General features: G+C 64.7%; 21 protein-coding genes and 1 pseudogene. 15 read left to right on the forward strand and 7 right to left on the reverse strand.

Annotated elements, in window-relative coordinates; all coding sequences use genetic code 11:
* The first annotated feature begins 52 nt into the window (after positions 1-52).
* From AB0O52_RS17115 to AB0O52_RS17160, 10 genes are all read left to right on the forward strand, one after another.
* Entirely contained in the window at positions 53-403 is a 351-nt protein-coding gene (locus tag AB0O52_RS17115) for a bifunctional 3-phenylpropionate/cinnamic acid dioxygenase ferredoxin subunit (protein WP_078106204.1), read from the forward strand.
* Between the two features lie 49 nt (positions 404-452).
* Positions 453-2,960 carry an FAD-dependent oxidoreductase gene (locus AB0O52_RS17120; protein ID WP_364539877.1) on the forward strand — a complete coding sequence of 836 codons (2,508 nt, stop codon included), beginning with the start codon at positions 453-455 and terminating at the stop codon, positions 2,958-2,960.
* A 54-nt stretch (positions 2,961-3,014) separates the two neighbouring features.
* Positions 3,015-4,748, forward strand: coding sequence for a choline dehydrogenase (betA, locus tag AB0O52_RS17125; RefSeq protein ID WP_364539880.1), 1,734 nt, complete (start codon positions 3,015-3,017; stop codon positions 4,746-4,748).
* Between the two features lie 8 nt (positions 4,749-4,756).
* On the forward strand, positions 4,757-6,277 hold the full coding sequence (locus AB0O52_RS17130; protein WP_364539883.1) for an aldehyde dehydrogenase family protein: 1,521 nt from the start codon (positions 4,757-4,759) through the stop codon (positions 6,275-6,277).
* Positions 6,274-7,308: a glycine betaine/L-proline ABC transporter ATP-binding protein gene (locus tag AB0O52_RS17135; RefSeq protein WP_364539885.1), complete on the forward strand. Its 1,035-nt coding sequence runs from the start codon at positions 6,274-6,276 to the stop codon at positions 7,306-7,308. The genes AB0O52_RS17130 and AB0O52_RS17135 overlap by 4 nt, the downstream gene beginning before the upstream one ends.
* Positions 7,308-9,341, forward strand: coding sequence for an ABC transporter permease subunit (locus AB0O52_RS17140; protein ID WP_364539887.1), 2,034 nt, complete (start codon positions 7,308-7,310; stop codon positions 9,339-9,341). Before AB0O52_RS17135 ends, AB0O52_RS17140 begins: the two co-directional genes overlap by 1 nt.
* Positions 9,342-9,385: 44 nt before the next feature.
* Positions 9,386-10,360: an ABC transporter substrate-binding protein gene (locus AB0O52_RS17145; protein WP_364539890.1), complete on the forward strand. Its 975-nt coding sequence runs from the start codon at positions 9,386-9,388 to the stop codon at positions 10,358-10,360.
* A 302-nt stretch (positions 10,361-10,662) separates the two neighbouring features.
* Positions 10,663-12,069, forward strand: a complete 1,407-nt coding sequence (locus AB0O52_RS17150; RefSeq protein WP_364539893.1) for an MFS transporter — start codon at positions 10,663-10,665, stop codon at positions 12,067-12,069.
* A gap of 31 nt (positions 12,070-12,100) precedes the next feature.
* Complete coding sequence (locus AB0O52_RS17155; RefSeq protein WP_364539895.1) at positions 12,101-13,357, forward strand: aminopeptidase P family protein; 1,257 nt, start codon at positions 12,101-12,103, stop codon at positions 13,355-13,357.
* Between the two features lie 120 nt (positions 13,358-13,477).
* Complete coding sequence (locus tag AB0O52_RS17160; RefSeq protein ID WP_364539898.1) at positions 13,478-14,293, forward strand: IclR family transcriptional regulator; 816 nt, start codon at positions 13,478-13,480, stop codon at positions 14,291-14,293.
* Between the two features lie 273 nt (positions 14,294-14,566).
* On the opposite strand, the gene AB0O52_RS17165 is transcribed toward AB0O52_RS17160, so the two are convergent.
* Positions 14,567-15,700 (reverse strand): Rossmann fold nucleotide-binding protein, encoded by a 1,134-nt coding sequence (locus AB0O52_RS17165; protein ID WP_364539901.1) that lies wholly within the window; start codon positions 15,698-15,700, stop codon positions 14,567-14,569.
* 63 nt (positions 15,701-15,763) lie between these two features.
* Between AB0O52_RS17165 and AB0O52_RS17170 the strand changes: the two genes are divergently transcribed.
* From AB0O52_RS17170 to iolB, 5 genes are all read left to right on the forward strand, one after another.
* On the forward strand, positions 15,764-16,543 hold the full coding sequence (locus AB0O52_RS17170) for a type 1 glutamine amidotransferase (protein WP_364539904.1): 780 nt from the start codon (positions 15,764-15,766) through the stop codon (positions 16,541-16,543).
* 141 nt (positions 16,544-16,684) lie between these two features.
* Positions 16,685-17,080, forward strand: a complete 396-nt coding sequence (locus tag AB0O52_RS17175) for a cupredoxin domain-containing protein (protein WP_364539907.1) — start codon at positions 16,685-16,687, stop codon at positions 17,078-17,080.
* Between the two features lie 10 nt (positions 17,081-17,090).
* On the forward strand, positions 17,091-17,543 hold the full coding sequence (locus AB0O52_RS17180; protein WP_364539910.1) for a hypothetical protein: 453 nt from the start codon (positions 17,091-17,093) through the stop codon (positions 17,541-17,543).
* Positions 17,544-17,806: 263 nt separating this feature from the next.
* Positions 17,807-18,547, forward strand: coding sequence for a GntR family transcriptional regulator (locus AB0O52_RS17185; RefSeq protein WP_234753199.1), 741 nt, complete (start codon positions 17,807-17,809; stop codon positions 18,545-18,547).
* 17 nt (positions 18,548-18,564) lie between these two features.
* Positions 18,565-19,458, forward strand: coding sequence for a 5-deoxy-glucuronate isomerase (gene iolB, locus AB0O52_RS17190; RefSeq protein ID WP_364539913.1), 894 nt, complete (start codon positions 18,565-18,567; stop codon positions 19,456-19,458).
* A 175-nt stretch (positions 19,459-19,633) separates the two neighbouring features.
* Here the strand turns inward: iolB and AB0O52_RS17195 are convergent, their stop codons facing one another.
* The 6 genes and pseudogenes from AB0O52_RS17195 to AB0O52_RS17220 form a co-directional block, all read right to left on the reverse strand.
* Positions 19,634-20,665 (reverse strand): Gfo/Idh/MocA family oxidoreductase, encoded by a 1,032-nt coding sequence (locus AB0O52_RS17195; protein WP_364539916.1) that lies wholly within the window; start codon positions 20,663-20,665, stop codon positions 19,634-19,636.
* Entirely contained in the window at positions 20,662-21,480 is an 819-nt protein-coding gene (locus AB0O52_RS17200) for a TIM barrel protein (protein WP_364539919.1), read from the reverse strand. Before AB0O52_RS17200 ends, AB0O52_RS17195 begins: the two co-directional genes overlap by 4 nt.
* Positions 21,480-22,601: a Gfo/Idh/MocA family oxidoreductase gene (locus tag AB0O52_RS17205; RefSeq protein WP_364539922.1), complete on the reverse strand. Its 1,122-nt coding sequence runs from the start codon at positions 22,599-22,601 to the stop codon at positions 21,480-21,482. Before AB0O52_RS17205 ends, AB0O52_RS17200 begins: the two co-directional genes overlap by 1 nt.
* Before the next feature lie 35 nt (positions 22,602-22,636).
* Positions 22,637-23,698: a Gfo/Idh/MocA family oxidoreductase gene (locus AB0O52_RS17210; RefSeq protein WP_364539925.1), complete on the reverse strand. Its 1,062-nt coding sequence runs from the start codon at positions 23,696-23,698 to the stop codon at positions 22,637-22,639.
* Positions 23,698-24,693 carry a Gfo/Idh/MocA family oxidoreductase gene (locus AB0O52_RS17215; protein ID WP_364539927.1) on the reverse strand — a complete coding sequence of 332 codons (996 nt, stop codon included), beginning with the start codon at positions 24,691-24,693 and terminating at the stop codon, positions 23,698-23,700. The genes AB0O52_RS17210 and AB0O52_RS17215 overlap by 1 nt, the downstream gene beginning before the upstream one ends.
* 109 nt (positions 24,694-24,802) lie before the next feature.
* Positions 24,803-25,213 (reverse strand): annotated as a pseudogene (locus AB0O52_RS17220) (sugar ABC transporter ATP-binding protein); the annotation flags it as partial.

The following is a 25,213-nucleotide window of genomic DNA, read 5'->3' on the forward strand; positions in this document are numbered from 1 at the left end:
TGAGACAACCGCCCCACAGGTTCGACCAGCCCGGTGAAAGAAGGTTCGTGAGATGCACAGTGCTTGCCCGCTTAGCTCGTTAGCTCCGGGGGACGCGATTCGACTTGAGACGTCTCCGCCCATTGCCGTGTTTCACACCGAAGAGGGCGAACTTTTCGCCCTCGACGACACCTGTACCCACCAGGACGCCTCACTCGCCGACGGCTGGGTAGAGGACTGCTGGGTAGAGTGCCCGCTCCATGCTTCAAAATTCAACCTCCGCACCGGAGCCGCCGACGCGCCTCCCGCTAAATTGCCCATCAGGGTCCACGAAGTCCTGGTGGTGGATGGCCAGATCATGGTCAAAGAATCCGAGGACGCCCCCAACCTTCCCCCTGGGTTGACCGTCGACGGCCACGTCTAGGGTCCGGCAGGCCACAACTCCCACACCACTTACTCCAGGAGCAACACGCATGTCCACATCACCCCGCGTCGTCATCATCGGAGCCGGAATCGTCGGCGCCAATCTTGCGGATGAGCTGTCCACCCGCGGCTGGACCAACATCACCGTGGTCGAGCAGGGCCCGTTGACGTTGGCGGGCGGCTCAACCTCGCACGCCCCCGGCCTCGTGTTCCAGACCAATGCCTCCAAGACCATGACCCAATTCGCGTCCTACACCGTGGACAAGCTGCTCTCGCTCAGCGATTCGGGCGTCTCTTGCTTCAACCAGGTGGGCGGCCTCGAGGTGGCCACCACTCCGCAGCGCCTGGAGGACCTCAAGCGCAAGCTGGGCTACGCGGCGTCGTGGGGCGTGGAAGGCCGGCTCATCGATCCGGACGAGTGCGCCAAGCACTACCCGCTGCTCGACCAGGAAAAGGTGCTCGGCGGACTCTACGTCCCCTCCGACGGCTTGGCTTCCGCAGCCCGCGCCGTCGGCCTGCTCATCGCCAAGGCGAGCGCCGCAGGAGTCACGTTCCGCGGTTCCACTCCCGTCACCGGGATTGAACAGGCCGGAGGCAAGGTCACCGGCGTCGAAACGCCCGACGGCGTGATCCCGGCAGACATCGTGGTTTCCTGCGCCGGGTTCTGGGGACCGAGGATCGGCGCCATGGTGGGCATGTCCGTGCCCCTCCTCCCCCTGGCCCACCAGTACGTCAAGACCACCTCCGTGCCCGAGCTCGTGGGCCGGAACGATGCCTCGCGGCTGCTTGACCCCGGCAACGGCGCCTGGATGCCCATCCTCCGCCACCAGGACAAGGACCTCTACTTCCGCGAGCACGGGGACCGGATGGGCATCGGCTCCTACGCCCACAAGCCGATGCCCGTGGACCTACGGGAGCTGCCCGAGGTTGCCGCCGCTGACATGTCCGAGCACCGGATGCCCTCCCGCCTGCCGTTCACGGAAGAAGACTTCCTACCGTGCTGGGAGGACTCCAAGGAACTCCTCCCGGCACTCGCCGGCGCCCGGATTGCCGATGGCTTCAACGGGATCTTCTCGTTCACCCCCGACGGCGGTCCCCTCGTCGGCGAGTCCAAGGACGTTGACGGCTTCTTCGTGGCCGAGGCCGTCTGGGTGACGCACTCCGCCGGCGTGGCCCGTGCCCTGGCGGAGCGCCTCATCGAGGGCCAGTCCCGGATTCCGCTCCACGAATGCGAGGTCTCCCGCTTCGAAGAAATCCAGACTGCGGAGAGCTACGTCAGCGAAACCTCGCAGCAGAACTTCGTGGAGATCTACGACGTCCTGCACCCCCTTCAGCCGAGGGTCTCCCCCCGTGAGCTGCGCGTCAGCCCGTTCAACGCCCGGCAGAAGGAGCTCGGGGCGTTTTTCCTCGAAGCCCACGGCTGGGAGCGCCCGCACTGGTTCGAAGCCAACCGGGGTTTGCTCGACGAGCTCCCCGAAGAATGGCATGCACCGGAGCGCGAGCCATGGGCCGCCATGTTCCACTCCCCCATTTCCGCCGCCGAAGCGTGGAAGACGCGCACCGCCGTCGCGCTCTATGACATGACGCCGCTCAAGCGGCTGGAGGTTTCCGGGCCGGGCGCCGTAACCCTCTTGCAGCGCCTCAGCGCCGGGAAAGTCGACAAGAAGCCGGGCGCGGTGACGTACTGCCTGCTCCTCAACGACGACGGCGGCATCCGCAGCGACATTACGGTGGCCCGGCTGGATGAGACCACGTTCCAGGTGGGCGCGAACGGCAACATCGACTTCGACTACTTCACCACCGAAGCACGCAAGCAGACCGCCGGGGATGTCAGCCAGTGGGTCCAGGTCCGCGACATCACCGGTTCCACGTGTTGCGTGGGGCTTTGGGGGCCGCTGGCCCGCGAAGTCATCGCCAAGGTGAGCGACGACGATTTCAGCAACGACGGATTGAAGTACTTCCGCACCAAGAAGGTCCGGATCGGCGGGATCCCTGTCACCGCGATGCGGCTTTCCTACGTCGGCGAGTTGGGCTGGGAGCTGTACACGACGGCGGAAAACGGCCAAAGGCTCTGGGACCTGCTGTTCGAGGGCGGCCAGGAGCAGGGGATCATTGCGGCCGGCCGCGGTGCGTTCAACAGCCTGCGCCTCGAGAAGGGCTACCGGCTGTGGGGTACCGACATGACCCCGGAGCACGAGCCCTTCCAGGCCGGTCTTGGCTTCTCCGTCGGCAAGGACAAGGAAGGATACATCGGCGCGGAGGCCCTCAAAGCCCGCCGCGAACTGCCCGTCAACCACCGCCTGCGTTGCCTGACGGTCGACGACGGAACATCCGTGGTGTTGGGCAAGGAACCCGTCTATTTCCGCGGAGAGCCTTCCGGCTACGTCACGAGCGCCGCCTACGGCTACACCGTCCGGAAGCCCATCGCCTACGCTTGGCTGCCCGCCGAGGCGGGCGAGGGTGACGCCGTCGAGATCGAATACTTCGGCAAGCGGATCCCGGCGACCATCTCCGCCGATCCCCTCGTGGATCCAAACATGGAAAAGCTGCGGGGCTGACGCCCCCTGGCTACCGGACACAGCAATGGGGATCACTTCAAAGGAGTTCAACTAATGGCCAACGAAAAGTTTGACTACGTCATTGTGGGTGGGGGCAGCGCCGGATCGGTGCTGGCGGACAGGCTGAGCGCAGACCGCACCAAGACCGTCCTGGTCTTGGAGGCCGGCCGGAGCGACTACCCCTGGGACCTGTTCATCCAGATGCCCGCGGCGCTCACGTTCCCCAGCGGGAACAGGTTCTACGACTGGCGCTACAAATCCGACCCCGAGCCGCACATGCACGGACGGCGGATCGCGCACACCCGCGGCAAGGTCCTGGGAGGCTCCAGTTCCATCAACGGCATGATCTTCCAGCGCGGCAACCCTTTGGACTACGAACGCTGGGGAGCCGACGCCGGGATGGAGACCTGGGACTTCGCGCACTGTCTCCCGTACTTCAACCGCATGGAGACCGCCCTCGCCGCGGATCCCGGCGATGAGCTGCGGGGACACAACGGACCGCTGGTCCTTGAACGCGGTCCGGCGCGCAATCCCCTCTTCCAAGCCTTCTTCCGCGCCGCCCAACAAGCCGGATTCGCGCGGACCGACGATGTCAACGGGTACCGGCAGGAGGGCTTCGGTCCCTTCGACCGCAATGTGCACAAGGGCCAGCGGCTCTCCGCCTCCCGCGCCTACTTGCGGCCGCATCTCGACCGGCCCAACCTCACCGTGCGGACCCGGGCACTCGTATCCAAGATCAACTTCGACGAGACTGGAACTTCCGGCGTCAGGGCCACGGGCGTCAGCTACCGACGCAATGGCAAGCAGCACAGCGTGGACGCCCAGGAAGTCATCCTGTGCGGAGGAGCCATCAACACCCCGCAGCTCCTGCAGTTGTCCGGCGTCGGGGACTCCACCCACCTCAAGTCCCTCGGCATCAAACCCGTGGTTGACCTCCCCGGCGTCGGCGAAAACCTGCAGGACCATCTGGAGGTCTACATCCAGCATGCCTGCACACAGCCGGTGTCCATGCAGCCCAGCCTGAGCCTGTGGCGCTATCCGTGGATCGGCCTGCAGTGGCTGTTCGGGCGCAAGGGGCCCGCAGCCACCAACCACTTTGAAGGCGGCGGTTTTGTGCGCTCCAACGAGGACGTTGCCTACCCCAACCTGATGTTCCACTTCCTGCCGGTGGCCGTCCGCTACGACGGCCAGAAGGCCGATGCCAAGCATGGCTACCAAGTGCACATCGGGCCCATGTATTCCGACGCCCGTGGCAGCCTGAAGATCACCTCCACGGATCCAACCGTGCACCCGTCCATGAAGTTCAACTACCTTTCCACGGACCAGGACCGGCGCGAGTGGGTCGAAGCCATCCGGATTTCCCGGAGCATCCTCGAACAACCTGCCATGGCGCCTTTCAATGGCGGTGAGCTCTCACCCGGTCCAGCCGTCCAGACAGACGAGGAAATCCTCGACTGGGTAGCCCGCGACGCCGAAACCGCCCTCCACCCTTCCTGCACCGCCAAGATGGGCCCGGCCACGGATCCGATGGCCGTCGTGGACCCGCTCAGCATGAGGGTGCATGGCACCTCGGGCCTGCGGGTGGCTGACGCTTCGGCAATGCCCTATGTGACCAACGGCAACATCTACGCCCCGGTCATGATGCTGGCCGAGAAAGCTGCGGACTTGATCCAGGGCCGCGAACCCCTCGCTCCGATCGCCGCCGAGTTCTACCGGCACGGCGCGCTTCCGGATGCAGACGGGCCGGTTCCGGACAGCCTGCCCGAGGCCACTTCGGCAAGGAACTAAGGAGCAGCATGAACAGCCCACAACTTTCACAGATCCACACAGTGCGGGGCAGCTACGTCGACGGCGGATGGCAGCAGTCCAGCGGAGGCACCCGGAGCATCAGCTGCCCGGCGGACGGCACGCACGTTGCCGACGTCGCGGAGTGCACCCAGGCCGACGCCGAGGCCGCCGTGGCGAGTGCGCGGAAGGCGTTCGACGACGGCCGCTGGCCGGGCACGCCCGAGCTGGAACGCGGCGCCATCCTGCTCCGTGTGGCCGGGCTGCTGCAGCGGGACAAAGCCGGCTATGCCGCGGCCGAAGCCCTCGACACCGGCAAGCGCCTGGTCGAAGCCGAATACGACATCGACGACGTCATAGCCTGCTTCCGCTACTACGGCAGCGTGGCAGGCACGGATGCGGGCCGCGTGATCGATACCGGCCGGCCCGGCGCCATCAGCCGGGTCGTCCATGCACCCGTCGGCGTCTGCGGGCTCATCACGCCGTGGAACTACCCCCTCCTGCAAGCTTCGTGGAAGGTCGCACCTGCACTCCTGGCCGGCAACACTTTTGTCCTCAAGCCCAGTGAGCTGACCCCCTCCACGTCGATCCTGCTCATGGACACCCTGCGGGAAGCCGGGGTGCCCGACGGCGTCGCGAACCTCGTGACCGGTACGGGACCGGAAGTGGGGGCGGTGCTTAGCTCGGATCCCCGGGTCGATCTGGTCTCCTTCACGGGCGGGCTGGAAACGGGCAAGCGGATCATGGTGGCCGCGGCGCAGACGGTCAAGCGAGTGGCCCTCGAGCTCGGCGGCAAGAACCCGAACGTTGTGTTCGCCGACGCAGACCGGGAAGCCGCCATCGACAACGCCTTGACAGCCGTCTTCCTTAATTCCGGCCAGGTTTGCTCGGCCGGGGCCCGGCTCATCGTCGAAGAGTCCATTCACGAGGAGTTCGTGGCCGAAGTGGTGCGCCGTGCACGCCAGATCCGGCTGGGCGGCCCCTTCGACCAGGAAGCACAGACAGGTCCGCTGATCTCCACGGCCCACCGGGACAAGGTCCACGCCTACGTACAGGCCGGGGTCGCGGAAGGAGCCCGGCTGCTGTGCGGTGGCTTCATTCCGGACAGCCCGGAACTGGCCGATGGCAGTTTCTACCCGCCCACCGTGCTGGACGGGTGCACCACCTCGATGCGCGTGGTGCAGGAGGAATCCTTCGGCCCCGTCATGACAGTGGAAACGTTCACCACCGAGGAGGAGGCCATCCGGATTGCCAACGACACCGTCTACGGGCTGGCCGGGGCTGTGTGGACGGAAGACGCCTCGAAGGCCCAGCGGGTCTCCGAAGCGCTGCGCCACGGGACGGTCTGGATCAACGACTACCACCCGTACGTTCCGCAAGCCGAATGGGGCGGCTTCGGACAGTCCGGCAATGGCCGCGAATTGGGGCTCGCAGGCTTGGCCGAATACCGAGAAACAAAACACATCTGGCAAAACATCAGCCCCGGGCCCAGCCACTGGTTCGAGCCGCCACAGGCAGGAGTACAGCAATGAACAGTCCTGACATATCAGTGCGCAACCTCTGGAAAGTCTTCGGACCCGGAGGTGAAAAGATCCCCAAGGATCCCGAACTCTCGGCTTTGAGTTCCGCCGAATTGCTCGAACGCACCGGGTGCAATGCCGCAGTGCGCGACATGAACTTCGACGTCGCGAAGGGCGAGGTGTTCGTCGTCATGGGCCTGTCCGGATCAGGAAAGTCCACCCTGATCCGGTGCCTCACCCGGCTGATCGAACCGACGTCGGGGAGCGTCCTGGTGGACGGCAAGGACGTGATGCAGGCAGGAACCGGCGAGCTCCGGGAGCTGCGTCGGCGGAAAATGTCCATGGTCTTCCAGCATTTCGGCCTCCTGCCGCACCGCACCGTCCTGGACAACGTGTCCTACGGGCTGCAGATCCGTGGCGCCGCCAAGAACGAGCGCTACGCCAGGTCCCGCGAAATCATCGAGCTCGTAGGCCTCAAAGGTTACGAACAGCATTTCCCCGATCAGCTCTCCGGCGGAATGCAACAGCGAGTCGGACTGGGCCGCGCCTTGGCAGGCGATCCGGACACCATCCTCTTCGACGAGCCGTTCTCTGCCCTGGACCCGCTCATCCGGCGCGATATGCAGGCGGAAGTCATCCGGCTGCACAAAGAAATGGGCAAGACGATGGTTTTCGTCACCCACGACCTTTCCGAAGCGCTCAAACTCGGGGACCGCATCCTGATCATGCGGAACGGAGAGACGGTCCAATGCGGAACCGGCGATGACCTCGTCGGATCGCCTGCGGACAAGTACATTGCCGACTTCGTCTCCGAAGTGCCCCGCGCGGATGTCCTGACGCTCAAGTGGATCACCGATCCCGTAGCACTGGGCACTCCCGGGGATGCTCCCGTCCTGAGCGCAGGCACGATCATCCGCGACGCCATTCCCACCGTCATGAACTCATTGTGTCCTGTGCTGGTGGAAGACGCCGGCAAGATCACCGGCCAGATCGACCGCGACAGCATCCTGTCGGTCATCCGCAGCACGGAAGTTGCGGCGTGATGTCCACGCTCGTCCGCGATCGCGCCCCGGTTCAGACCGGCCTCGTTCCCGTCCGCGCACCGCGCAAACGGCTCAGCCGGCGCACCCTGCTTCTGGGCGGGGCCGCCGTCGTCTGGCTCGTCGGATTCCTGTTCCTCCACGGCACATCCACCCTGACGCTGCCTGCGTCAGAGCTGACTGACCTCCACCGCTCACTCAACCAATTCAATGCCTGGGTGGCAGCGAACCGTGCGGACAATCCCGTCTTCCAGTACGTTTTCACCCCCCTCCGGGCCGCCGTCGACGCGGTCGCAAACCTGTTCATCGGTATTTTCGCCGCCAGCTCCACCGGGCTTCGCCTGCCGGAAATCGGCTGGCTGGGAACCGTCGGGCTGCTCAGCTGGATCGCCTTCGCCGTGGGCAACGCCCGGGTGGCTTTGCTGACAGCAGCCGTCTTCGTGTTCTTCGGCCTTCAGGGGCTCTTCACCGAAGCGGCCTACACCTTCGCCCTCGTCATCACTGCCGTGCTGTTCACGCTGCTGATAGGCATCCCGCTCGGAGTCCTGGCCGGAGTCTATGGCCGGGTTGCCAAGGTGATCACTCCGGTCCTGGACTTCATGCAGACCCTGCCCACCTTCGTTTACCTGGCACCGCTGGCCCTCATCTTCCTGATCGGCCCCGCCTCCGCCGTGATCGCCACCGTGATCTATGCGGCACCTCCGGTCATCCGACTGACGGCGCACGGGATCCGATGCATCCCGGAAAACACCCGGGAAGCCTCCGACTCCTTGGGAACCACCGGCTGGCAGCGGCTCGTCACCCTGCAACTACCCCTCGCTCGGCGCACCATCGTGATGGGGATCAACCAAAGCACCATGGCTGCCCTGTCCATGGTCACCATCGCGGCGCTGATCGCAGCGCCCGGGCTCGGACAAGTGGTCATCCGCGCCCTGCAGTCCCTCGACGTCGGTACGGCGGTCAACGCCGGACTGTCGATCGTCCTTCTGGCCATTGTGCTGGACCGCGTGACCACAGCCGCGAGCCGCCGGGCCGAACCCGGAGCAAACCGCAAACGCCGGATATCGCGGCGAATGCGGTACATTTTGCTGGCCATCAGCTTGCTCGTGGTGCTCGCCATGGTCCAGCTGTCCCGCACGATGCTCTGGGCCGCTGCCTTCCCGAAGGATCTCAACATTGGCCCGGCCATTGTCAGCGGAGTGAGCTCCGCGAGCGAATGGCTGCAGACCAACCTCTTCCTCTTTACGGTGTCCTTCCGCGAGGCAGTCACCAACGGAATCCTCAACCCGTTCCAGTCGCTCCTGACAGAGACGCCTTTCTATCTCCTCGTCGCCGCGATCGTCGTGGCGGCTTTTGCCCTCGGCGGCTGGAAGCTGGCGGCCGTCACGGCATCGTGCTTGGCTGTCATCATCTATTTGGGCCTGTGGAGCGATGCCATGGTCACCCTGGCAGGCACCCTCGTTGCCACGGCAGTGGTCATGGTCCTGGGCGTCATCTTCGGCGTCGCCATGGGCAGGTCCAACAAAGTGGACCAGCTCATGCGGCCCATGCTTGACGCGGGACAAACCATGCCTGCTTTCGTCTACCTGGTTCCGTTCCTGGGCCTCTTCGGCGCTACACGGTTCACCGCCATCATCGCCGGCATCATCTACGCCGCGCCCGTGGCCATCAAGATCACGGCCGACGGCATCGCAGCAATTTCCCCCACCGTCATGGAAGCCGCCGTATCCAGCGGCTCGACTCCCTGGCAGGTCATCACCAAGGTCCAACTGCCCATGGCCCGGCAATCCCTGGCCCTCGCCGCCAACCAAGGCCTCATCTACGTCCTCGCCATGGTGGTAGTCGGAGCACTGGTCGGAGCAGGCGGCCTCGGGTACGACGTCGTCGCCGGCTTTGTCCAAAGTTCACTCTTCGGCAAGGGCCTCGCCGCAGGCCTCGCCATCGTTTTCCTCGGCATCCTGCTGGACCGCATGACGCAGGCTGCCGCAGCGAACCCCGTCCGAAAAGTACCTTCGGCAAAATCACCCGCCCACTAACGGCCCTGACACTCACGCTCTGCCCCCAACAAGGAGACCCCACTATGAGTAAAGCTGGACTGCTGTTGAAACGAACAATACCCACGCTCGCCGGAACCGTGGCTGCCGCCCTGTTGCTCGCCGGCTGCGGCGGCGCAACAGTCAATCAGGCGGCCGCGGCCGGTGCTTCGAGCACCCCCTGCGGAACCGTCAACGTAGCCCTGAACGCATGGGTGGGCTACACGGCAAATGCGGCTGTTTACAGCTACGTTGCCCAAAACAAGCTCGGTTGCACCGTAGTCCAGAAGGACCTGTCGGAACAGATCTCCTGGCAGGGCTTCGGTTCGGGCGAAGTCGACGTCATTCTTGAGAACTGGGGTCACGCGGACCTCGCGAAGCAGTACATCACGGACCAGAAGGTAGCGGTGGACGCCGGTCCCACGGGCAATGAAGGGCACATCGGCTGGTACGTACCACCATGGATGGTCCAGAAGTACCCGGACATCCTGGACAGCAAGAACCTGAACAAATACGCGTCCATCCTTGCCACGTCCGAATCGGGCGGCAAGGGCCAGGTCTTGGACGGCGACCCGGCGTTCGTGACCAACGATGAAGCCCTCGTCAAGAACCTGGGCCTCGACTACAAGGTGGTCTTCTCCGGTTCGGAAGCCGCACTGATCCAGTCGTTCCGTTCGGCCGAGAAGAACAAGACGCCGCTCCTGGGGTATTTCTATGAACCGCAATGGTTCCTTTCCGAGGTCCCGCTCAAGAAGGTCAGCCTGCCCGCCTACACTCCGGGCTGCGATGCCGACGCCGAAAAGGTGGCCTGCGACTACCCCGATTACAAACTGAACAAAGTGATGGCCAAGAAGTTTGCGGACAGCGGCTCCCCCGCCGCGAAACTGCTCAAGGCCTTCTCCTGGACCAACGCGGACCAGAACTCCGTGGCAACGGACATCCAGGGCGGCATGAAGCCCGACGCCGCTGCCAAGAAATGGGTGGATGCCCACCCCGACGTAGTGGCTGCCTGGCTCAAATAGTCCCTTAACGCTTGCTTTGAAGCTCCCCGGATCCTTGGATCCGGGGAGCTTCTTTTTTGCATTCCGGGACTCGGATCTACTCACCTGCCGCAACAGAGTTGCATTAGGTGCACAGCGCACCCCCTGCCGGCACCCACCCTTCCCCAACTAGCTCGCATTAGTTGTCGTTTAGAGGGTCGAATACGACATCTAATGCTAGTCAGTTGGGCGGAAGCCACAGACCCTTGACGGTGATGCACAACACATCTATGCTGGTGCAACAGCGTTGCGTTGAATGCAACCCCAAATTACTTGGTGGATTCATGAAAAACGAAACATCCCCCGTGGCAGCAATCCCGGGAAGCGCTCATTCCGGATCCAAAGGCGGATCCGGCGAGCTTCCCGAAGCAACAGCCACCCCGGGCGGCCCGTCAAAGCCCGCCAACAACCACGCGGTCAGCAAGGACACCCGCCGCCGCGTCATCACTGCAAGCTTCATCGGCAACTTCGTCGAATGGTTCGACTACGCCGTTTACGGCTATCTTGCCGGGATCATCTCGACCGTCTTCTTCCCTGCATCGGACCGGCAGACCGCCTTGCTCGCCACGTTCGGCGTCTTTGCCGTTTCCTTCTTCGTCCGTCCCCTGGGCGGATTCATCTGGGGCCACATCGGCGACCGGCTCGGACGCAAACAGGCGCTCTCCCTGTCGATCGTGCTCATGTCCGTTGCAACGTTCTGCATCGCCCTGATCCCCGGCTACAACACCATCGGCGTCATGGCGCCGGTCCTCCTGCTGCTCGTCCGCGTTGTCCAGGGCTTCTCGGCAGCAGGCGAATACGCAGGGGCCTCAGCCTTCCTGGTGGAATACGCGCCGGCCAATCGGCGCGGACTCTATGCCGCCGTCGTACCTGCCAGTACAGCGGCGGGGCTGCTGCTCGGTTCCCTGCTGGCGGCACTGCTCAGCTCGGTGCTGAGCGCCGAGCAGCTCGGCGAATGGGGCTGGCGCCTGCCCTTCCTCCTGGCCGCCCCGATGGGCCTGATCGGCCGCTATATCCGCACGAAGCTCGAGGACACCCCGGCATTCCGCGAAATGGCCGCGAAAGACACCGCGGTCAAGGCTCCGGCGTTAGCGATGTTCAAGACCTACCGCAAGCAGTTGATCATCGCGACGGGCGCAGTGCTGCTCAACGCCGTCGGCTTCTACGTGATCCTCAGCTACATGCCGACGTACCTCTCCGAGGAGCTTCACTTCGGTGCGGCCGAATCGTTCCTGGCCACGACCATTGCCCTCCTCAGCTACATCGGATTCATCTTCCTGACCGGGATCGCGTCGGATAGGTTCGGCCGCAAGCGCATGCTCATCACGGCTTCCGTACTGTTCGTGGTGCTGACCGTTCCGGCGTTCATGCTCCTCGACACCGGCAACTTCCTAGTCATTGTCCTGGTCCAGATCCTGCTGGGCGGCATGCTCACGCTCAACGACGGCACCCTCCCCAGCTTCCTTGCCGAGCTCTTCCCCACGAGGGTCCGCTACAGCGGCTTCGCCGTCAGCTTCAATCTTTCCAACGCTTTGTTCGGCGGCACCGCCCCGTTCATGGCAACCCTCCTCATCGGCCTGACCCACAACCAGCTGGCTCCCGGCTGGTACCTCGTGGCGGCCGCCGTCATCTCCCTCATCGCGGTCCTCTTCGCTGTGGAAACTTCCAAGAAGCCCCTGCAGCAGGACTGAAAACAACCACCCATTGAAAGGAACACCACCCATGACCATCACCGAGAATGAAGCCGTAAGCGACGTCACCAAACTCGAGCGCCTCAAGGTCCTCAACAACGGAGAGAAGGTCTCCCTGACCTTCTCCGACGCAGAGTTTGAGCGGCGCGTTGCCGGCCTTCGCCGGATCATGGCCGAAAAGGAACTGGACGCCGTCGTCCTGACCAGCTACCACTCCATCAAGTACTACTCCGACTTCCTGTTCACCTACTTCGGCCGTTCCTACGCCATGGTGGTCACCGCCGACGACACCGTCACGGTCACCGCCAACATCGACGCCGGAATGCCTTGGCGACGCAGCTATGGAGAGAACCTGGTCTACACGGACTGGCGCCGGGACAACTACATCTTCGGCATCCAGGAAGTACTGCGCACCCGCGGGATCAACGTCCGTCGCCTGGGTGTTGAGGACGATTCCCTTCCACTGGACAACCGCAACAAGATCCAGGCCGCCTTCTCCGGCGCAACGCTTGTGGACGTTGCCCAGGCCGCGATGCGCCAGCGCATGATCAAGTCGGCCGAGGAGATCGAGGTCATCAAGCACGGCGCCCGGATCGGCGACCTGGGCGGCGAGGCGATCCGCAATGCCATCACGGCCGGAATCACCGAGTACGAGGTGGCCCTCATCGGCACCGAAGCCATGGTCCACGAGATCGCCCGGACGTTCCCCGACTCCGAGATCCGCGATACCTGGGTGTGGTTCCAGTCCGGCATCAACACCGATGGCGCCCACAACTGGGCAACCACCCGCAAGATCCAGGAACACGACATCCTGTCGCTGAACTGCTTCCCCATGACCTCGGGCTACTACACGGCCCTGGAACGCACCCTGTTCTACGGCGAACCCGATACACGCTCCCTGGAACTGTGGAACATCAACGTGGACGTGCACAAGCGCGGACTGGAACTCATCAAGCCCGGCGCCGTCTGCAAGGACATCGCCGCGGAACTCAACGAGATCTACGTGTCGCATGGACTGCTCGCAAACCGAACCTTCGGCTACGGACACTCCTTCGGGGTCCTCTCGCACTACTACGGCCGCGAAGCCGGACTGGAGCTGCGCGAAGACATCGACACCGTCCTGGAGCCGGGCATGGTGGTTTCCATGGAACCGATGATCACGGTCCTCGACGGCCAGCCGGGTGCCGGCGGATACAGGGAACACGACATCCTGGTAGTCGGTGAAGACGGTGCCGAGAACATCACCAAGTTCCCGTTCGGCCCGGAGTACAACATCATCGGCGCCTAACACCCACCCCCATGGACATGCCCAGCCTTGCGCCCGAGCAGTGGACATATGACTCATATGCTCATTGCCCTAGGCCAAGGCTGGGCATGTCCCCATTAAAAGAGCCATATAGTGACCATCATGACCCCAGCAGAACCGCGTGCAATCACGAGTGACACCCCGGCCAACGGCGATTCCAAAGGCGCTTCGGTACTCGAGAACGCCATTGCCGTGCTCCGCAGCTTTACCGCCGAGGAACCTCTTCTGGGTGTCACCGAGATCGCCGGCAGGATCGGCTTGCACAAAAGCACCGTGTCCCGGATCCTGGCAACCTTCGAACAGGAACACTTGGTGGAGCGCGACCCTGAGTCCCGACGCTTCCGGCTGGGCCTGGGGATGATCGCCCTTGCCGGTCCGCTCCTTGCCGAACTGGAAGAGCGTCGGGTGGCCTACCCCGTGCTGCGCGAACTCAGCGAGCGGACCGGCGAGACGAGCGCGCTCATGGTATGGAACGGGAACGAATCCATGTGCGTGGAGCAAATCGCCAGCCGTCACCAGGTCAAGCATCTCGCTCCCCTGGGTGCCCGCTACAACGAGGCCCTCAGCTCTTCGGTACAGGTCTTCCTTGCCGCCGAAGACGCCGACCGCGTGCGCAAACTCCTGCGGAGCGGCTCCATCACCTTGCCCGGGCTCGACGAGGAAGCACTCGAGGCCTACCTGCTCCGGCTCGAGGAATCCGTGAAGCGTGGCTGGGCCTTCAATTTCGGCGAAACGTCTATCGAAGAAGTCGGCGTCTCTTCGCCGGTCTTCGACCACCGCGGAGACATCGTGGCCTCCGTCCTGATCCCCGCGCCCAAGTTCCGTGTCTCGCAGGACACCCTCGCCAGCCTCGGCGAGGCATGCCAAGACGCAGCCCGCAAAATCACCACGCGCCTGGGCGGCCGCGCCCCGCACTAGCCCGATGTCACCTTTCGCCACACACGGGACATGTCCATCTCTGGACTCCAGAAAGGGACATGCCCACTCGTCGTCCACGGGACATGCCCAGCCCCAAGCCCCGGCAACGGACATAACCCTCTCAATCCACGGGACATGTCCAGCCCCAAGCCCAAGCAACGGACATAACCCCCTCAATCCAAGGGACATGTCCAGCCTTGGAGCCCAGAAATGGGCATATTAGCAATATGTCCAGTGCTCCGAGCCAAGGCAGGGCATGTCCACCGCGAAACCTTAGTCCGCGACGACGGCGAGCGCTTCCTCGACGCTGTCCACCAGGAAGATCCGCCGCTCCATCACTTTCCCTGCGGCGAGGCTCTGCAACATAGGCCACGCGGGATACTTGTTCTCCCAATGGTCGCGCCCTACGAGCACCATGGGCGTGACGGTTTCCGGGGCGCCGTAGAAGTTCTCGCACGCGTCCATGAAGATTTCCTGCACGGTGCCGGCGGAGCCCGGAAGGAACACGATCCCGCCGTTGCATAGCTCCAGCAAGATCGCTTCGCGCATGGAATTGGCGAAATACTTGGCGATGTGGGTGGCGAAGAGGTTGGGTGGCTCATGCCCGTAAAACCAGGTGGGAATGCCCAGCGACGTCGTCCCGCTCGGATAGTGCCCGACGACGGCGGCCGCCGCCCGCGCCCAGGCCGTCACCGAGGGACGGAAACCCGGCACCGACGCGAGCGATTGCAGCGCGACGGCGAAGTCGGCGTCGCGCAGGCCGCTTAGGTAGGCACCCAAATTGGCGGCTTCCATGGCACCCGGTCCTCCCCCGGTGGCCACCGTGAAGCCGGACAGGGCCAAGAGCCGACCCAGGAGCGCCGCGTCGTCGAAGTCCGTCGTTCCGCGTTGCGCAGCGTGCCCGCCCATGACGCCTACGATCGTGTTCCCCGCGAAGTCCCCGTTGCCCAGGAGCTCGTCCAGGGCGGCCCCGATGGCGTGGTCGTGCAGGGCGGCGGCAAGGGTGGCGTCCAGGCTTGTCCGCTGCCCCGGCATGATGCTCCATTGGTAGACCTGGGCGTCGAGCGTGGCTTCGTATTCCGTGGAGTCAATGTCCTCGTACAGTTCGGCGGCGCTGTAGAGCCTGCCCCGGTACGGGTTGAACGGCACGCCGCGCAGCTTGGGAAAGATGAGTGCGCCCCGGCTCCGCAGCGAGTCCTCCACGCCGTCGTCGAAGGTACAGCCCAGGAAGATGGCGCCTTGGGGATCCAACCTCTGCAGGTCCGCGCGTCGGCCTCGCAGGTCCAGCGACTGGGCGTGCCATCCGTGCATCGTTGCGGCACCGGAGCTCAGAAGCCGGTCGAAATGGGCCACGCTCTCAATGTCGAGCGTGCGGGGACTGGGAGTCAGTGCGCGGGACGGATTCATGGCATCAGCGTAAGCCCGCGGTTCCCGTTGCGCAGGAGCGGACCGGCCAGTGCATCATGGAGCATGCAGACTTCCGAACAGCAAAGCAGCCTAAGGCCCCGGATCGGCATTCCTGTCCGCCTCAGCAGCTCCGAAAGCGCGGATCCTCGCGTGGGGGAAGCGAACGAACTCTTCGACTTCATCGTCGAACTAGTGCGCGACGCCGGTGCGGAGCCTGTACTGCTGGACGCCTCCTTCACTGACGAAGCGGGTCCGCTGGCCGCCGAGCTCCGCTCCCTCAACGGGGTTCTGCTGCCCGGCGGCGGAGACCTGGATCCGCGACTCTACGGTGAAGAAGCGACTGAAGCGTGCTGCGACGTCAACCCTGACCAGGATCGCCTGGACCTCGCGGTCGCCCGTGGATCGCTCGACGCCGGTTTGCCCACCCTCGGCATCTGCCGCGGCCACCAACTCCTCAACGTGGTCTACGGCGGGACGCTCATCCAGGACATGCACCCATCGTTGGTGGAGCACAGCGGCCTGACCCCGGCGGAAGGTGAGCTCAGCGCCTGGGCGTGGCACGACGTCGAACTTTCACCGGACTCCAAGGTGGCTGGGCTCTATGGCTCACGGACCTCGGTGCGGATTGCTTCGGGACATCACCAGGCCGTGGCCCGGGTAGGCGATGGCTTAGTGGTGACGGCGGTCGCGGACGACGGGACCGTGGAAGCCCTCGAGGATCCACAAAGATGGGTCGCATCTGTGCAGTGGCACCCCGAGGCCTCCCAGCTACCCGACGAAGAACGGCTCGCCCCGTTCAAGGCTTTCGTGGAGGTCTGCAGGGCGCTGCGTCCCGTGGGGTGATCGGGCGGCCTATATCGGGCGGCCTTTATCGGGACGCCAAAGGCAATTTCCCGCGCCGGTGAACCCGACCGGCTTGGAATTCGTCTCATCATTGTGGCAGGCACATTGCGGCCAACGGATACGAGAAGCGGGGAACCAAGCATGAAGAAGAGCCCCAAGACCCTGATGGTCATCGCTGCGGCGGCCGCCCTGGTCGCCGTGAGCGGTTGCGGCTCGTCCGGTACCGGCGGCTATGGAGCATCATCGAGCCCACCTTCGGCCGCGTCCTCCGGCGCTCCGCAATCCCCATCGCTCACTATCACCATCAAGGACTTCGGCTATCAAGGACCCGTCTCGGTCAGCCCGGGCGCCAAAATCACCGTGAAGAACGAGGACACCCAGGCCCACACGGTCACCTCGGACGATGGCAAGGCCTTCGACGCCGCGGTCGACGGCGGGGGCGGAACAACGCAGTTCACGGCGCCCACCGCGCCGGGCAGCTACCCCTACCACTGCACCTACCACTCCAACATGCACGGAACCCTGGTCGTGAAATGAGCACGGTGAAATGAGCACCCGTGAAGCGGCCCGCCGCAAGCCGATGAACCGCAGGCCCAAGGACATCCTGCTGCGACTGCTTGTGGCGGCAGCCCTCGTCATCGATGCGGTGGTGCATTTCGATCTTGCCGCCGGCTACCAGTTGGGTGCTCCCGGCGGAATCGGGGAAGGCAACTTGTTCCGTCTCGAGGCCGCGGCCGCAATCCTCGTCGGCTTGTATGTCCTCGTGCGAGGCAGTCGGCCGGCCTACGCCGCAGCGGTGGTGATCGCTGGAAGCGCGTTCGTTGCGGTCCTCCTCTACCGATATGTGGATATACCTGCCATAGGTCCGATCCCTTCCATGTACGAGCCCGTATGGTTTTTCGAGAAGTCCCTCAGCGCAGTCGCCGAGGGACTGGGCGCTGTCCTTGCGGCTGTCGGCTACGTCCGGCAACGCGGCGGCGCCCGCCGACGCGGCCGCTGAAGGCGCCCGACGCCGAAAGACCCCGCTGAAGGCTCCCGACGCCGAAAGCCGGGCCCACCGCTGGGCACATGGTTCTGATGTCTGGACATGTCCCGCCAATGGTCCAAACAAAGCGCCTGAACGGCACGATAAACACCCCTGCGGCACCCTTGACCCGCAGAAAGCTCCTGCTATCATCAATAAAGCAGTATGTCCTATCAAGCGAACATGAGCGGACATGCACGCAACTTCCGGGACAGTCCCGGAATGCGAGGGAGCATGCAATGGCGAATCAACTTGGCCTCACAATCGACCGTTCTTCCCCTGTGCCTTTGTACCACCAGGTGGTCCAGGGCATCGAGGCCGCGATCCACAGCGGAGTGCTGGAGCCCGGCAGCCGTTTGGACAACGAAATCGACCTCGCCGCCCAGCTCAACCTGTCCCGGCCCACCATGCGCAAGGCCATGGACGAACTCGTCCGATCGGGCCTGCTCGTCCGGAAGCGCGGCGTCGGCACACAGGTAGTGTCGAGTCAGGTCCGCCGGCCCCTCGAGCTCTCCAGCCTCTACGATGACCTGACCAACAACGGCAAGAAGCCCACAACGCAGGTCCTCAGCTTCTCGCACATGGAAGCCGACGCAGCCACGCTGACCGCCCTCCAGCTTCCGGCCGGTTCAAAGGTCTATCACTTCACCCGCCTGCGCAAAGTGGGCGGTAAGCCGCTGGCGCTCATGGAGAACTGGGTCCGCGACGACATCACCACCATGGACGAGTCCATGCTCCAGGCGGAGGGCCTCTACGCCATCCTCCGCCGCGGCGGAGTCAACTTCCGCCTCGCCTCGCAGCGGATCGGCGCCATGATCGCCAACGACTACCAGGCACCGCTCTTGGAGGCGGAGGTCGGCTCGGCTTTGGTCACCATGGAGCGCACCGCCGTCGACGACACCGGGCGCATGGTCGAGACCGGCCACCACGTGTACCGGGCCGATTCCTACAGCTTTGAAATGACACTCGTACAGCGCTAACGCAAGGACATAACTTCATGGCCAACTGGGTCTATCCACTGGGAACCGCCAACGACGGCGATTGGGACATCTCGCTCGGAACCTCCGATTCCGCGTTGACTGTGGACGGTTGGGCGCACACGGGCCTCAAGGTCGCCACGCTAGCCGCGGGCGCCGCCGTCGAGCTCCCCGCCGCAGCTGAAGAGCGGATCATTGTGCCGCTCAACGGCGCCTTTACGGTGACGGTCGACGACGTCGAGTATCCCCTTGCGGGGCGGGCGTCGGTTTTCCATGGCCCCAGCGATGTCCTGTATTCCGGCACGAATGCTGCAGTCACCATCAGTTCGCCCGACGGCGGCCGCGTCGCCGTCGCCACTGCCCCGGCCAACGCATCGCACCCCACCAGGCTAGTCACCGCCGCAGAAACCCCGGTGGAGCTGCGCGGAGCGGGCAATTGCTCGCGCCAGGTCCACAACTTCGGCACTCCCGCCGCCCTCGAGGCGGACCGGTTCATCGTCTGCGAAGTGCTCACCCCCGCGGGCAACTGGTCTTCCTATCCCCCGCACAAGCATGACGAGGAAAAGGACGGCGAGACACAGCTCGAGGAGATCTACTACTTCGAGACCCGGGTGGCCGAAGGCTCCGGTGCCCCTGCTGACGCCGATGCCATCGGCTACCAGCGCGTCTACGCTTCCGATGACCGTCCGATCGATGTGGCCGCGGAGGTTCGGACGGGCGACGTCGTACTCGTTCCCTATGGCTGGCACGGCCCCGCCATGGCCGCTCCCGGCTACGACTTGTACTACCTGAACGTCATGGCCGGCCCGGGACCCGTGCGTGAATGGCTCATCAGCGACGACCCCCACCACGGGTGGGTGCGGCAGAGCTGGGACGGCCAGGACATCGACCCCCGCCTGCCGTTCGGCGCGTAAGGTTCCCACAGGCGCGTAAGGTTCCCACACACCCAACCAATCCCCACCGCCACCCTCGCCTCGCAAGCTCGGCCAGGGAACCCTGGCGGCGTGGGCCCAAGCAGTTGTTGTCGTTCTGGGCCGTCAAAACGACAACAACTGCGAGCCAGTTGGGGCCTGTAATCGCCTAACCGGCCTACGCCGTAGCGAGGGCCACCTTGACCGGGACCCCGCTTGCCAGCGACTCCTGCGCGGCATCCGCCACGCGGGATGCCGCGACGGCGTCCTCCGGGGTGCACGGGTTCTCCCGTTGGCCCAGGACCAGCTCAACGAAGGCCGCCATTTCCGAGCGGTAGGCCTGGTCGAAGCGCTCGGCGAAGGTTTTGTGGGGTTCTCCGGACGGGAAGGAGATCCCGGCTTCGGCTGATTCCATGGCTGTCTTGTCGTCCAGGCCAACCATGAGGGAACGCTTCGAGCCCTGGATTTCGAGGCGCACGTCGTGCCCTGCCCCGTTGTAACGGGTTGCCGACACTGTGCCGACCGTCCCGTCGTCGAAGGTGATCAACGCAAGCGCGGTGTCCACATCGCCCACTTCGCCAATGGCGGGATCTCCGTTGTTGGAACCTTTGGCGTAGACCTCCACGATCTCGCGGCCGGTCAGCCAGCGCAGGATGTCGAAATCGTGGACCGAGCAATCGCGGAACAGTCCGCCGGACGTTGCCAGGAACTCCACGGGCGGCGGCGCCATGTCGCAGGTCACGGCGCGCAGCGAGTGGATCCAGCCAAGCTCGCCGGCCTGGTAGGCGCGCTTGGCCTCGAGATAGCCGGCATCGAAGCGGCGCTGGTGGCCGATCTGCACCACTGCGTCGTTGGCACGGATATGTTCCAGGACCGGCAACGAATCGGCCACATTCATGGCCACCGGCTTCTCGCAGAACACCGGGATGCCGGCGTCCACTCCCGCGCGGATAAATTCCGGGTGCGTGCCGGTTCCCGTCGCGATGACCAGCCCATCCACTCCGGAGGCGATCAAAGCCTCTACCGACGGCAGGAATTGAGCGCCGAGACCGGCTGCCACCTTGCTGGCGTGGTCTTCGGCGACGTCCGTGAGCCGCAACTCCACGTTGATGCCCTGCGCATTCAGTTCCCTGTTGAGGGCTGCGATGTTGTTCGCGTGCATCACGCCGATCCGCCCTACTCCAACCAGCCCGAGAACCACGTCCTTCATCGTGCTACCTCCGTTGAAAAAGCCGCGCTGTTCCGGGACTCTCCGGCCTCAAGCGTGAACGCCTGCCGGAACGCCTCAAGCGCCTCCATGTCGTCTCCGCTGGCCCATGCCTCCATGCCGATGGTCCCTTCATAGCCGGCAGCCGCGAGTGCCCGGGCCACAGCCGGGTAGTTGATCTCGCCGGTGCCGGGCTCGCAGCGGCCGGGGACGTCCGCCACCTGGATCTCGCCGATGTGCGGCAACGCGGTGCGGACCAGCTCAATGAGGTTCCCCTCCCCCAATTGTGCGTGGTACAGGTCCAGCATCATTTTCACGTTCGGGTGTCCGGCCGCCTCCACCAGCGCCAGGGTGTCCTTGGCCCGGGCCAGCGGGATACCCGGGTGGTCCAGCACGGTGTTGAGATTTTCCAGGCAGAACGTCACTCCGTGTTTTTCCCCGAGCGCGCCGAGGCGCTCCAAGGTCCGTGCACCCGTGATCCACATGCTGCCGTTGGACCGGTAGGCGGGACGGGCTGCTTTGCCGTCGATCAGCTCCGCCGAGTGAACCACCATGCGGCTGACGCCAAGTTCCAAAGCGGTCGGAATCAGTGTCTCAGCTGTCCTCACAACGTCATCGGCGGTGTCGGCGTCAACCAGGCTCCCGGAGGTGTACCCGGTCATGGAAGAAAAGACCGCGCCGCTCGCCTTGAGTGCAGCAATGTCCTTGCTCCTTGAGTCCCAGAGCTCGACGTCGAATCCGGCCTCATGGATCCTACGTACACGTTCAGTGAACGGCAGCTCCGTGAAGACCATTTCGGCACAAACGGCCAGCCGCATCAGACACCGGCCTTGCTGTTGCTCGAGACGGCGCCCTTGCTCGACACCGCGGGTACCGCCACCGGGGCGCCTTGCTGGACCGACTCGATGCAGGCCAAAGCCATCGCGAGGGCGCGGCGCGCGTCGGCGGCTCCCGGGGTCAGGGTGAAAGCGCCCGACGGCGGTTGCGTGCCGTCGCGGCGCGCGCGGACTGCAGCCGCGAAGTCCACGAGTTCATCGGTGTAGGCATCGCGGAACAGCTCGACGTTGAGTCTGGGAGTTTCGGCGGAAAGGCCCTCTGCCGTGTACCTCAGGGCGGCCGTTTCCGTGGGCCGTCCGGCCTGAACCATGCCCTTGGAGCCGAAGACTTCGCCCCTGACGTCGTAGCCGTAAAGTGCGCTGAAGTTTGCTTCCGCCACCGCCAGGGCGCCATTGCTGTAACGGATGGTGACCACGGCGGTGTCCAGGAAACCCTGGTCACGCAGGCCTGGTTCCACTAAGGCGTCCGCGACGGCGTACACCTCGATCGGCTCGGCTCCTTCGTTGAACCAGTTCAGGGTATCGAAATCGTGGATGAGCGTTTCCAGGAAAATCGTCCAGGCCGGGATCCTGGCTGCATGCCCGATGCTCCCGGTGCCCGGGTCCCTCGTCAACGAGCGCAAGAGCTGCGGCTTTCCCACAATTCCTTCGGCCAGGTCCTTCTTGGCGGCCTGGAAGTCGCTGGCGTAGCGGCGGTTGAAACCGATCTGAAAATGCACCCCTGCCGCTTCGACGGCGCCTAGCGCGGCGTCGAGCTCTTCGAGGCTCTGCGCGGCAGGCTTCTCGCAAAACACGTGCTTGCCGGCGGCCGCGGCCTGGGCGATCAGGGAAGCGTGGAAGCGTGCCGGGCTGGCAATGATCACGGCGTCGATGTCCGGATCGGCCATGATGTCCGTGGCATCCGCGGTGACCTTGGCCGCGCCAAGCCGGGCAGCCACGGACGTCGCAGAGTCCACGTTGGGGTCAGCGACCGCGGTAAGGACCGCACCGGGAACCCTGCGGGCTATGCTTTCGCCGTGGAACGCTCCCATCCAACCGGAGCCTATGAGGCCAAGCCGCACAGGCGTGGGAAGTCCAGCTGAATGCTGTTCGATGTAGGCCATGGGGCCGTCCTTTCGATAGTCAGTACAACAATTGCTCAGGCGGGCGCATCGCCTTCGCCCGGGAATTCAATGCCCGCTTGGCGGCGGATCTCATCGGCAACTTCCATCGTCCGGATGGAGGAGGCCAGTGGCCGTTGTTGGGTTTCCGCCTCACCGGCGGCGATGGCGCGGGCCACCGCTGCGGCTTCGAAGTGCAAGCCTTCCAAATGCCCGGCGGCAGCCTCGTTGTGGCGAAGCCGCGTGCCGTCCGGGAACCGTATCTCGAAGCCGCCGGGCATGTTGAAGGGGCCATCGATGGTCAACGTCGCCTCGGATCCGACGATCGTTGCCGCGGTGGGGGTGAAATTATGCAGGTGCGTATTCATCACGGCTTGGCTTCCGCCCGGGAATTCCATGATGGCGGAGAGCTGGGCGTTGACACCGGATTCGTGGGGCTGGCCGAAAGCGCTCAGGCGTTCCGGTGCACCCAGGACTTCTGTGATGAGGGCCAGCGGATAGGTGCCAAGGTCCAGCAAAGGGCCACCGGCCAGAGCGGGGTCGAAGATGCGGTGGCTGCGTTCGAAGTGCTCGCCGTATTCCGCCAGGACCGTTGTCACGGTACCCAGCATCCCGGCGTCGAGCACTTGCCGGATCACGTCGAACTTCGGAAGGAAGAAGCTCCACATGGCCTCGGCGGCGAAGACGCCGGCTGCCTTGGCCCGATCGGCGATGTCCCGGGCCTGCGCCGCGTTCAGGCCGATCGGTTTCTCGATCAGGACGTGTTTGCCGGCGTCGATCGCGAGCACGGCAGCCCCGTGGTGGACGTTGTGTGGCGTGCACACGTACACGATGTCTATGTCCGGAGCCGCGGCCAGCTCTTCGTAGCTCCCGTAGGCGGTGGGCACGCCGAAAGCGTCCGCGAACGCCTTCGACCGGTCCAAGGAGCGGGAGCCGACGGCGGCAATCACTTGCGTTGAATGGGCCTGCACCGACTCGGTGAAGCGTTCGGCGATCCACCCCGGGCCCATGATCCCCCAGCGCAACGCGGGAGCGTCGCGGGAATCCGGCACACGGGACACCGGAAGACCGGAGGACTCCGGCAGGCCGGATGAAACCATCAATAGACCACCTTCGTGTAGGCCCCGTCGCTGTGGAGCGAACGGATCATGGCTTGTGCGAGCTGCGACGCGCGCAGCCCGTCCTCACCAGTGGCGAGGGGCGCAGGCTCGCCCTTTTCGAGAGCTGAAATCCAAGCCTGGAGTTGCAAGCGGTAAGCGTCGGCGAAGCGTGGCCGCCAGTCGGCAGGGATTTCGGAACTGCGCCTCCCCTCCTGCCGGACGTCGAGGGCGGCAGGTTCCGGGAGTGCCGCGGTGCCGAACTCCGACACGACCTCGCACCGGGTGGTGTAGCCGTACTGCGCGTTGAGGAAGAGTTCCAGGGTGGCCAGGGTGCCGTTGGCCGCCCGGAGGAGCATGAAGGCTGGATCACGCAGGTCACCGGTACTGTGCCGGGAACTCCGCCCCGCTTGCCAGGACACCTCAGTGATGGGCGAGTCCAGCAGCCACGGGATGATGTCGAGCTCGTGGATGGCGGAATTGGTGATGGCGGATTCCGAGCTCGCGCCCGGTCCCGCGGTTACGGTCCGGCTTGTGCAGTGGACCTGCAAAGGCTCGCCTTGCGTGCGTGCCCGGGTGGCTTCGCGCAGGGCGACATAGCCGGGATCGAAACGCCTCATGAAGCCCATCGACAGCAGCCGGGCGCCCGTTGCGGCCAGGAGGTCGGCTTCGGCCTCCACTACTTCGCGGCTTTCCAGGAGCGTAGGCGCCAGCGGCTTTTCGCACAGCACCGGCGTCATCGCTTCAAAGCATTCGAGCACCAGTCCGGCATGGGTGGAGTCATGTGAAGCGACGACGACGGCGTCGACATCGCTGGAGTTGATCAGCTCGGAAGGATCCGTGGTGATCCGGGCGGACGGCGGCGCCGCGGCTGCCGCTCGTCCGGCGTCGAGGTCTGCCACGAAGGTGACTTCGGCCCCGCTGATGGTGGTGGAGAGGTTCCTGATGTGGTCTGCGCCCATAACACCGGCGCCGATAACGCCAACCCGGATCGGCATGCTGTCTTCCCGTCTACTACTTCGTGCACATTCCTGCGGTGGCATGGCGGGCGGGGGCCCATCCGGTTTTCCGGCGGACCCCCGTCTCCGTCTGCGCTGTCTCCCGGCGCTAGGCGTGCCGCGGGCTGCTTTCCCTTGAATCGCCAGCAGCGCCAGCGCCGTCAGCAACTTCAGCGACTTCGGTTACCCCGGCGACTTCGGCTTGGACTTCCTTGAGGGCTTCGGTGTGTCCGCCGAGTTGTTCGAGTTCGTGGGCGAGTTCGGCCAGTTCCGCGCCGCCGGCCATCTGGGCGGTGAGTTCGTCCAGGGTGATGTCCTTCTTGTCGTAGTAGCCGATCGACTTGCCGCGCTTGAGCAGCAGGAACCGGTCCCCGACGGGGAAGGCGTGGTGCGGGTTGTGGGTGATGAAGATGACGCCCAGCCCGCGGTCGCGGGCCTGCAGGATGTAGCGGAGCACGACGCCGGACTGCTTGACGCCCAGCGCGGCCGTGGGTTCGTCCAGGATCAGCACCTTCGCCCC

The sequence above is a fragment of the Arthrobacter sp. NPDC080073 genome, assembly GCF_040686575.1.
Taxonomy (GTDB): Bacteria; Actinomycetota; Actinomycetes; order Actinomycetales; family Micrococcaceae; genus Arthrobacter.

Bases quoted from the DNA above. Each gene is read 5' to 3' on its own strand.
- AB0O52_RS17115 (WP_078106204.1), top strand. From the start codon at position 53: ATGCACAGTGCTTGCCCGCTTAGCTCGTTAGCTCCGGGGGACGCGATT.
- AB0O52_RS17120 (WP_364539877.1), top strand. From the start codon at position 453: ATGTCCACATCACCCCGCGTCGTCATCATCGGAGCCGGAATCGTCGGC.
- betA (WP_364539880.1), top strand. From the start codon at position 3,015: ATGGCCAACGAAAAGTTTGACTACGTCATTGTGGGTGGGGGCAGCGCC.
- AB0O52_RS17130 (WP_364539883.1), top strand. From the start codon at position 4,757: ATGAACAGCCCACAACTTTCACAGATCCACACAGTGCGGGGCAGCTAC.
- AB0O52_RS17135 (WP_364539885.1), top strand. From the start codon at position 6,274: ATGAACAGTCCTGACATATCAGTGCGCAACCTCTGGAAAGTCTTCGGA.
- AB0O52_RS17140 (WP_364539887.1), top strand. From the start codon at position 7,308: ATGTCCACGCTCGTCCGCGATCGCGCCCCGGTTCAGACCGGCCTCGTT.
- AB0O52_RS17145 (WP_364539890.1), top strand. From the start codon at position 9,386: ATGAGTAAAGCTGGACTGCTGTTGAAACGAACAATACCCACGCTCGCC.
- AB0O52_RS17150 (WP_364539893.1), top strand. From the start codon at position 10,663: ATGAAAAACGAAACATCCCCCGTGGCAGCAATCCCGGGAAGCGCTCAT.
- AB0O52_RS17155 (WP_364539895.1), top strand. From the start codon at position 12,101: ATGACCATCACCGAGAATGAAGCCGTAAGCGACGTCACCAAACTCGAG.
- AB0O52_RS17160 (WP_364539898.1), top strand. From the start codon at position 13,478: ATGACCCCAGCAGAACCGCGTGCAATCACGAGTGACACCCCGGCCAAC.
- AB0O52_RS17165 (WP_364539901.1), bottom strand. From the start codon at position 15,700: ATGAATCCGTCCCGCGCACTGACTCCCAGTCCCCGCACGCTCGACATT.
- AB0O52_RS17170 (WP_364539904.1), top strand. From the start codon at position 15,764: ATGCAGACTTCCGAACAGCAAAGCAGCCTAAGGCCCCGGATCGGCATT.
- AB0O52_RS17175 (WP_364539907.1), top strand. From the start codon at position 16,685: ATGAAGAAGAGCCCCAAGACCCTGATGGTCATCGCTGCGGCGGCCGCC.
- AB0O52_RS17180 (WP_364539910.1), top strand. From the start codon at position 17,091: ATGAGCACCCGTGAAGCGGCCCGCCGCAAGCCGATGAACCGCAGGCCC.
- AB0O52_RS17185 (WP_234753199.1), top strand. From the start codon at position 17,807: ATGGCGAATCAACTTGGCCTCACAATCGACCGTTCTTCCCCTGTGCCT.
- iolB (WP_364539913.1), top strand. From the start codon at position 18,565: ATGGCCAACTGGGTCTATCCACTGGGAACCGCCAACGACGGCGATTGG.
- AB0O52_RS17195 (WP_364539916.1), bottom strand. From the start codon at position 20,665: ATGAAGGACGTGGTTCTCGGGCTGGTTGGAGTAGGGCGGATCGGCGTG.
- AB0O52_RS17200 (WP_364539919.1), bottom strand. From the start codon at position 21,480: ATGCGGCTGGCCGTTTGTGCCGAAATGGTCTTCACGGAGCTGCCGTTC.
- AB0O52_RS17205 (WP_364539922.1), bottom strand. From the start codon at position 22,601: ATGGCCTACATCGAACAGCATTCAGCTGGACTTCCCACGCCTGTGCGG.
- AB0O52_RS17210 (WP_364539925.1), bottom strand. From the start codon at position 23,698: ATGGTTTCATCCGGCCTGCCGGAGTCCTCCGGTCTTCCGGTGTCCCGT.
- AB0O52_RS17215 (WP_364539927.1), bottom strand. From the start codon at position 24,693: ATGCCGATCCGGGTTGGCGTTATCGGCGCCGGTGTTATGGGCGCAGAC.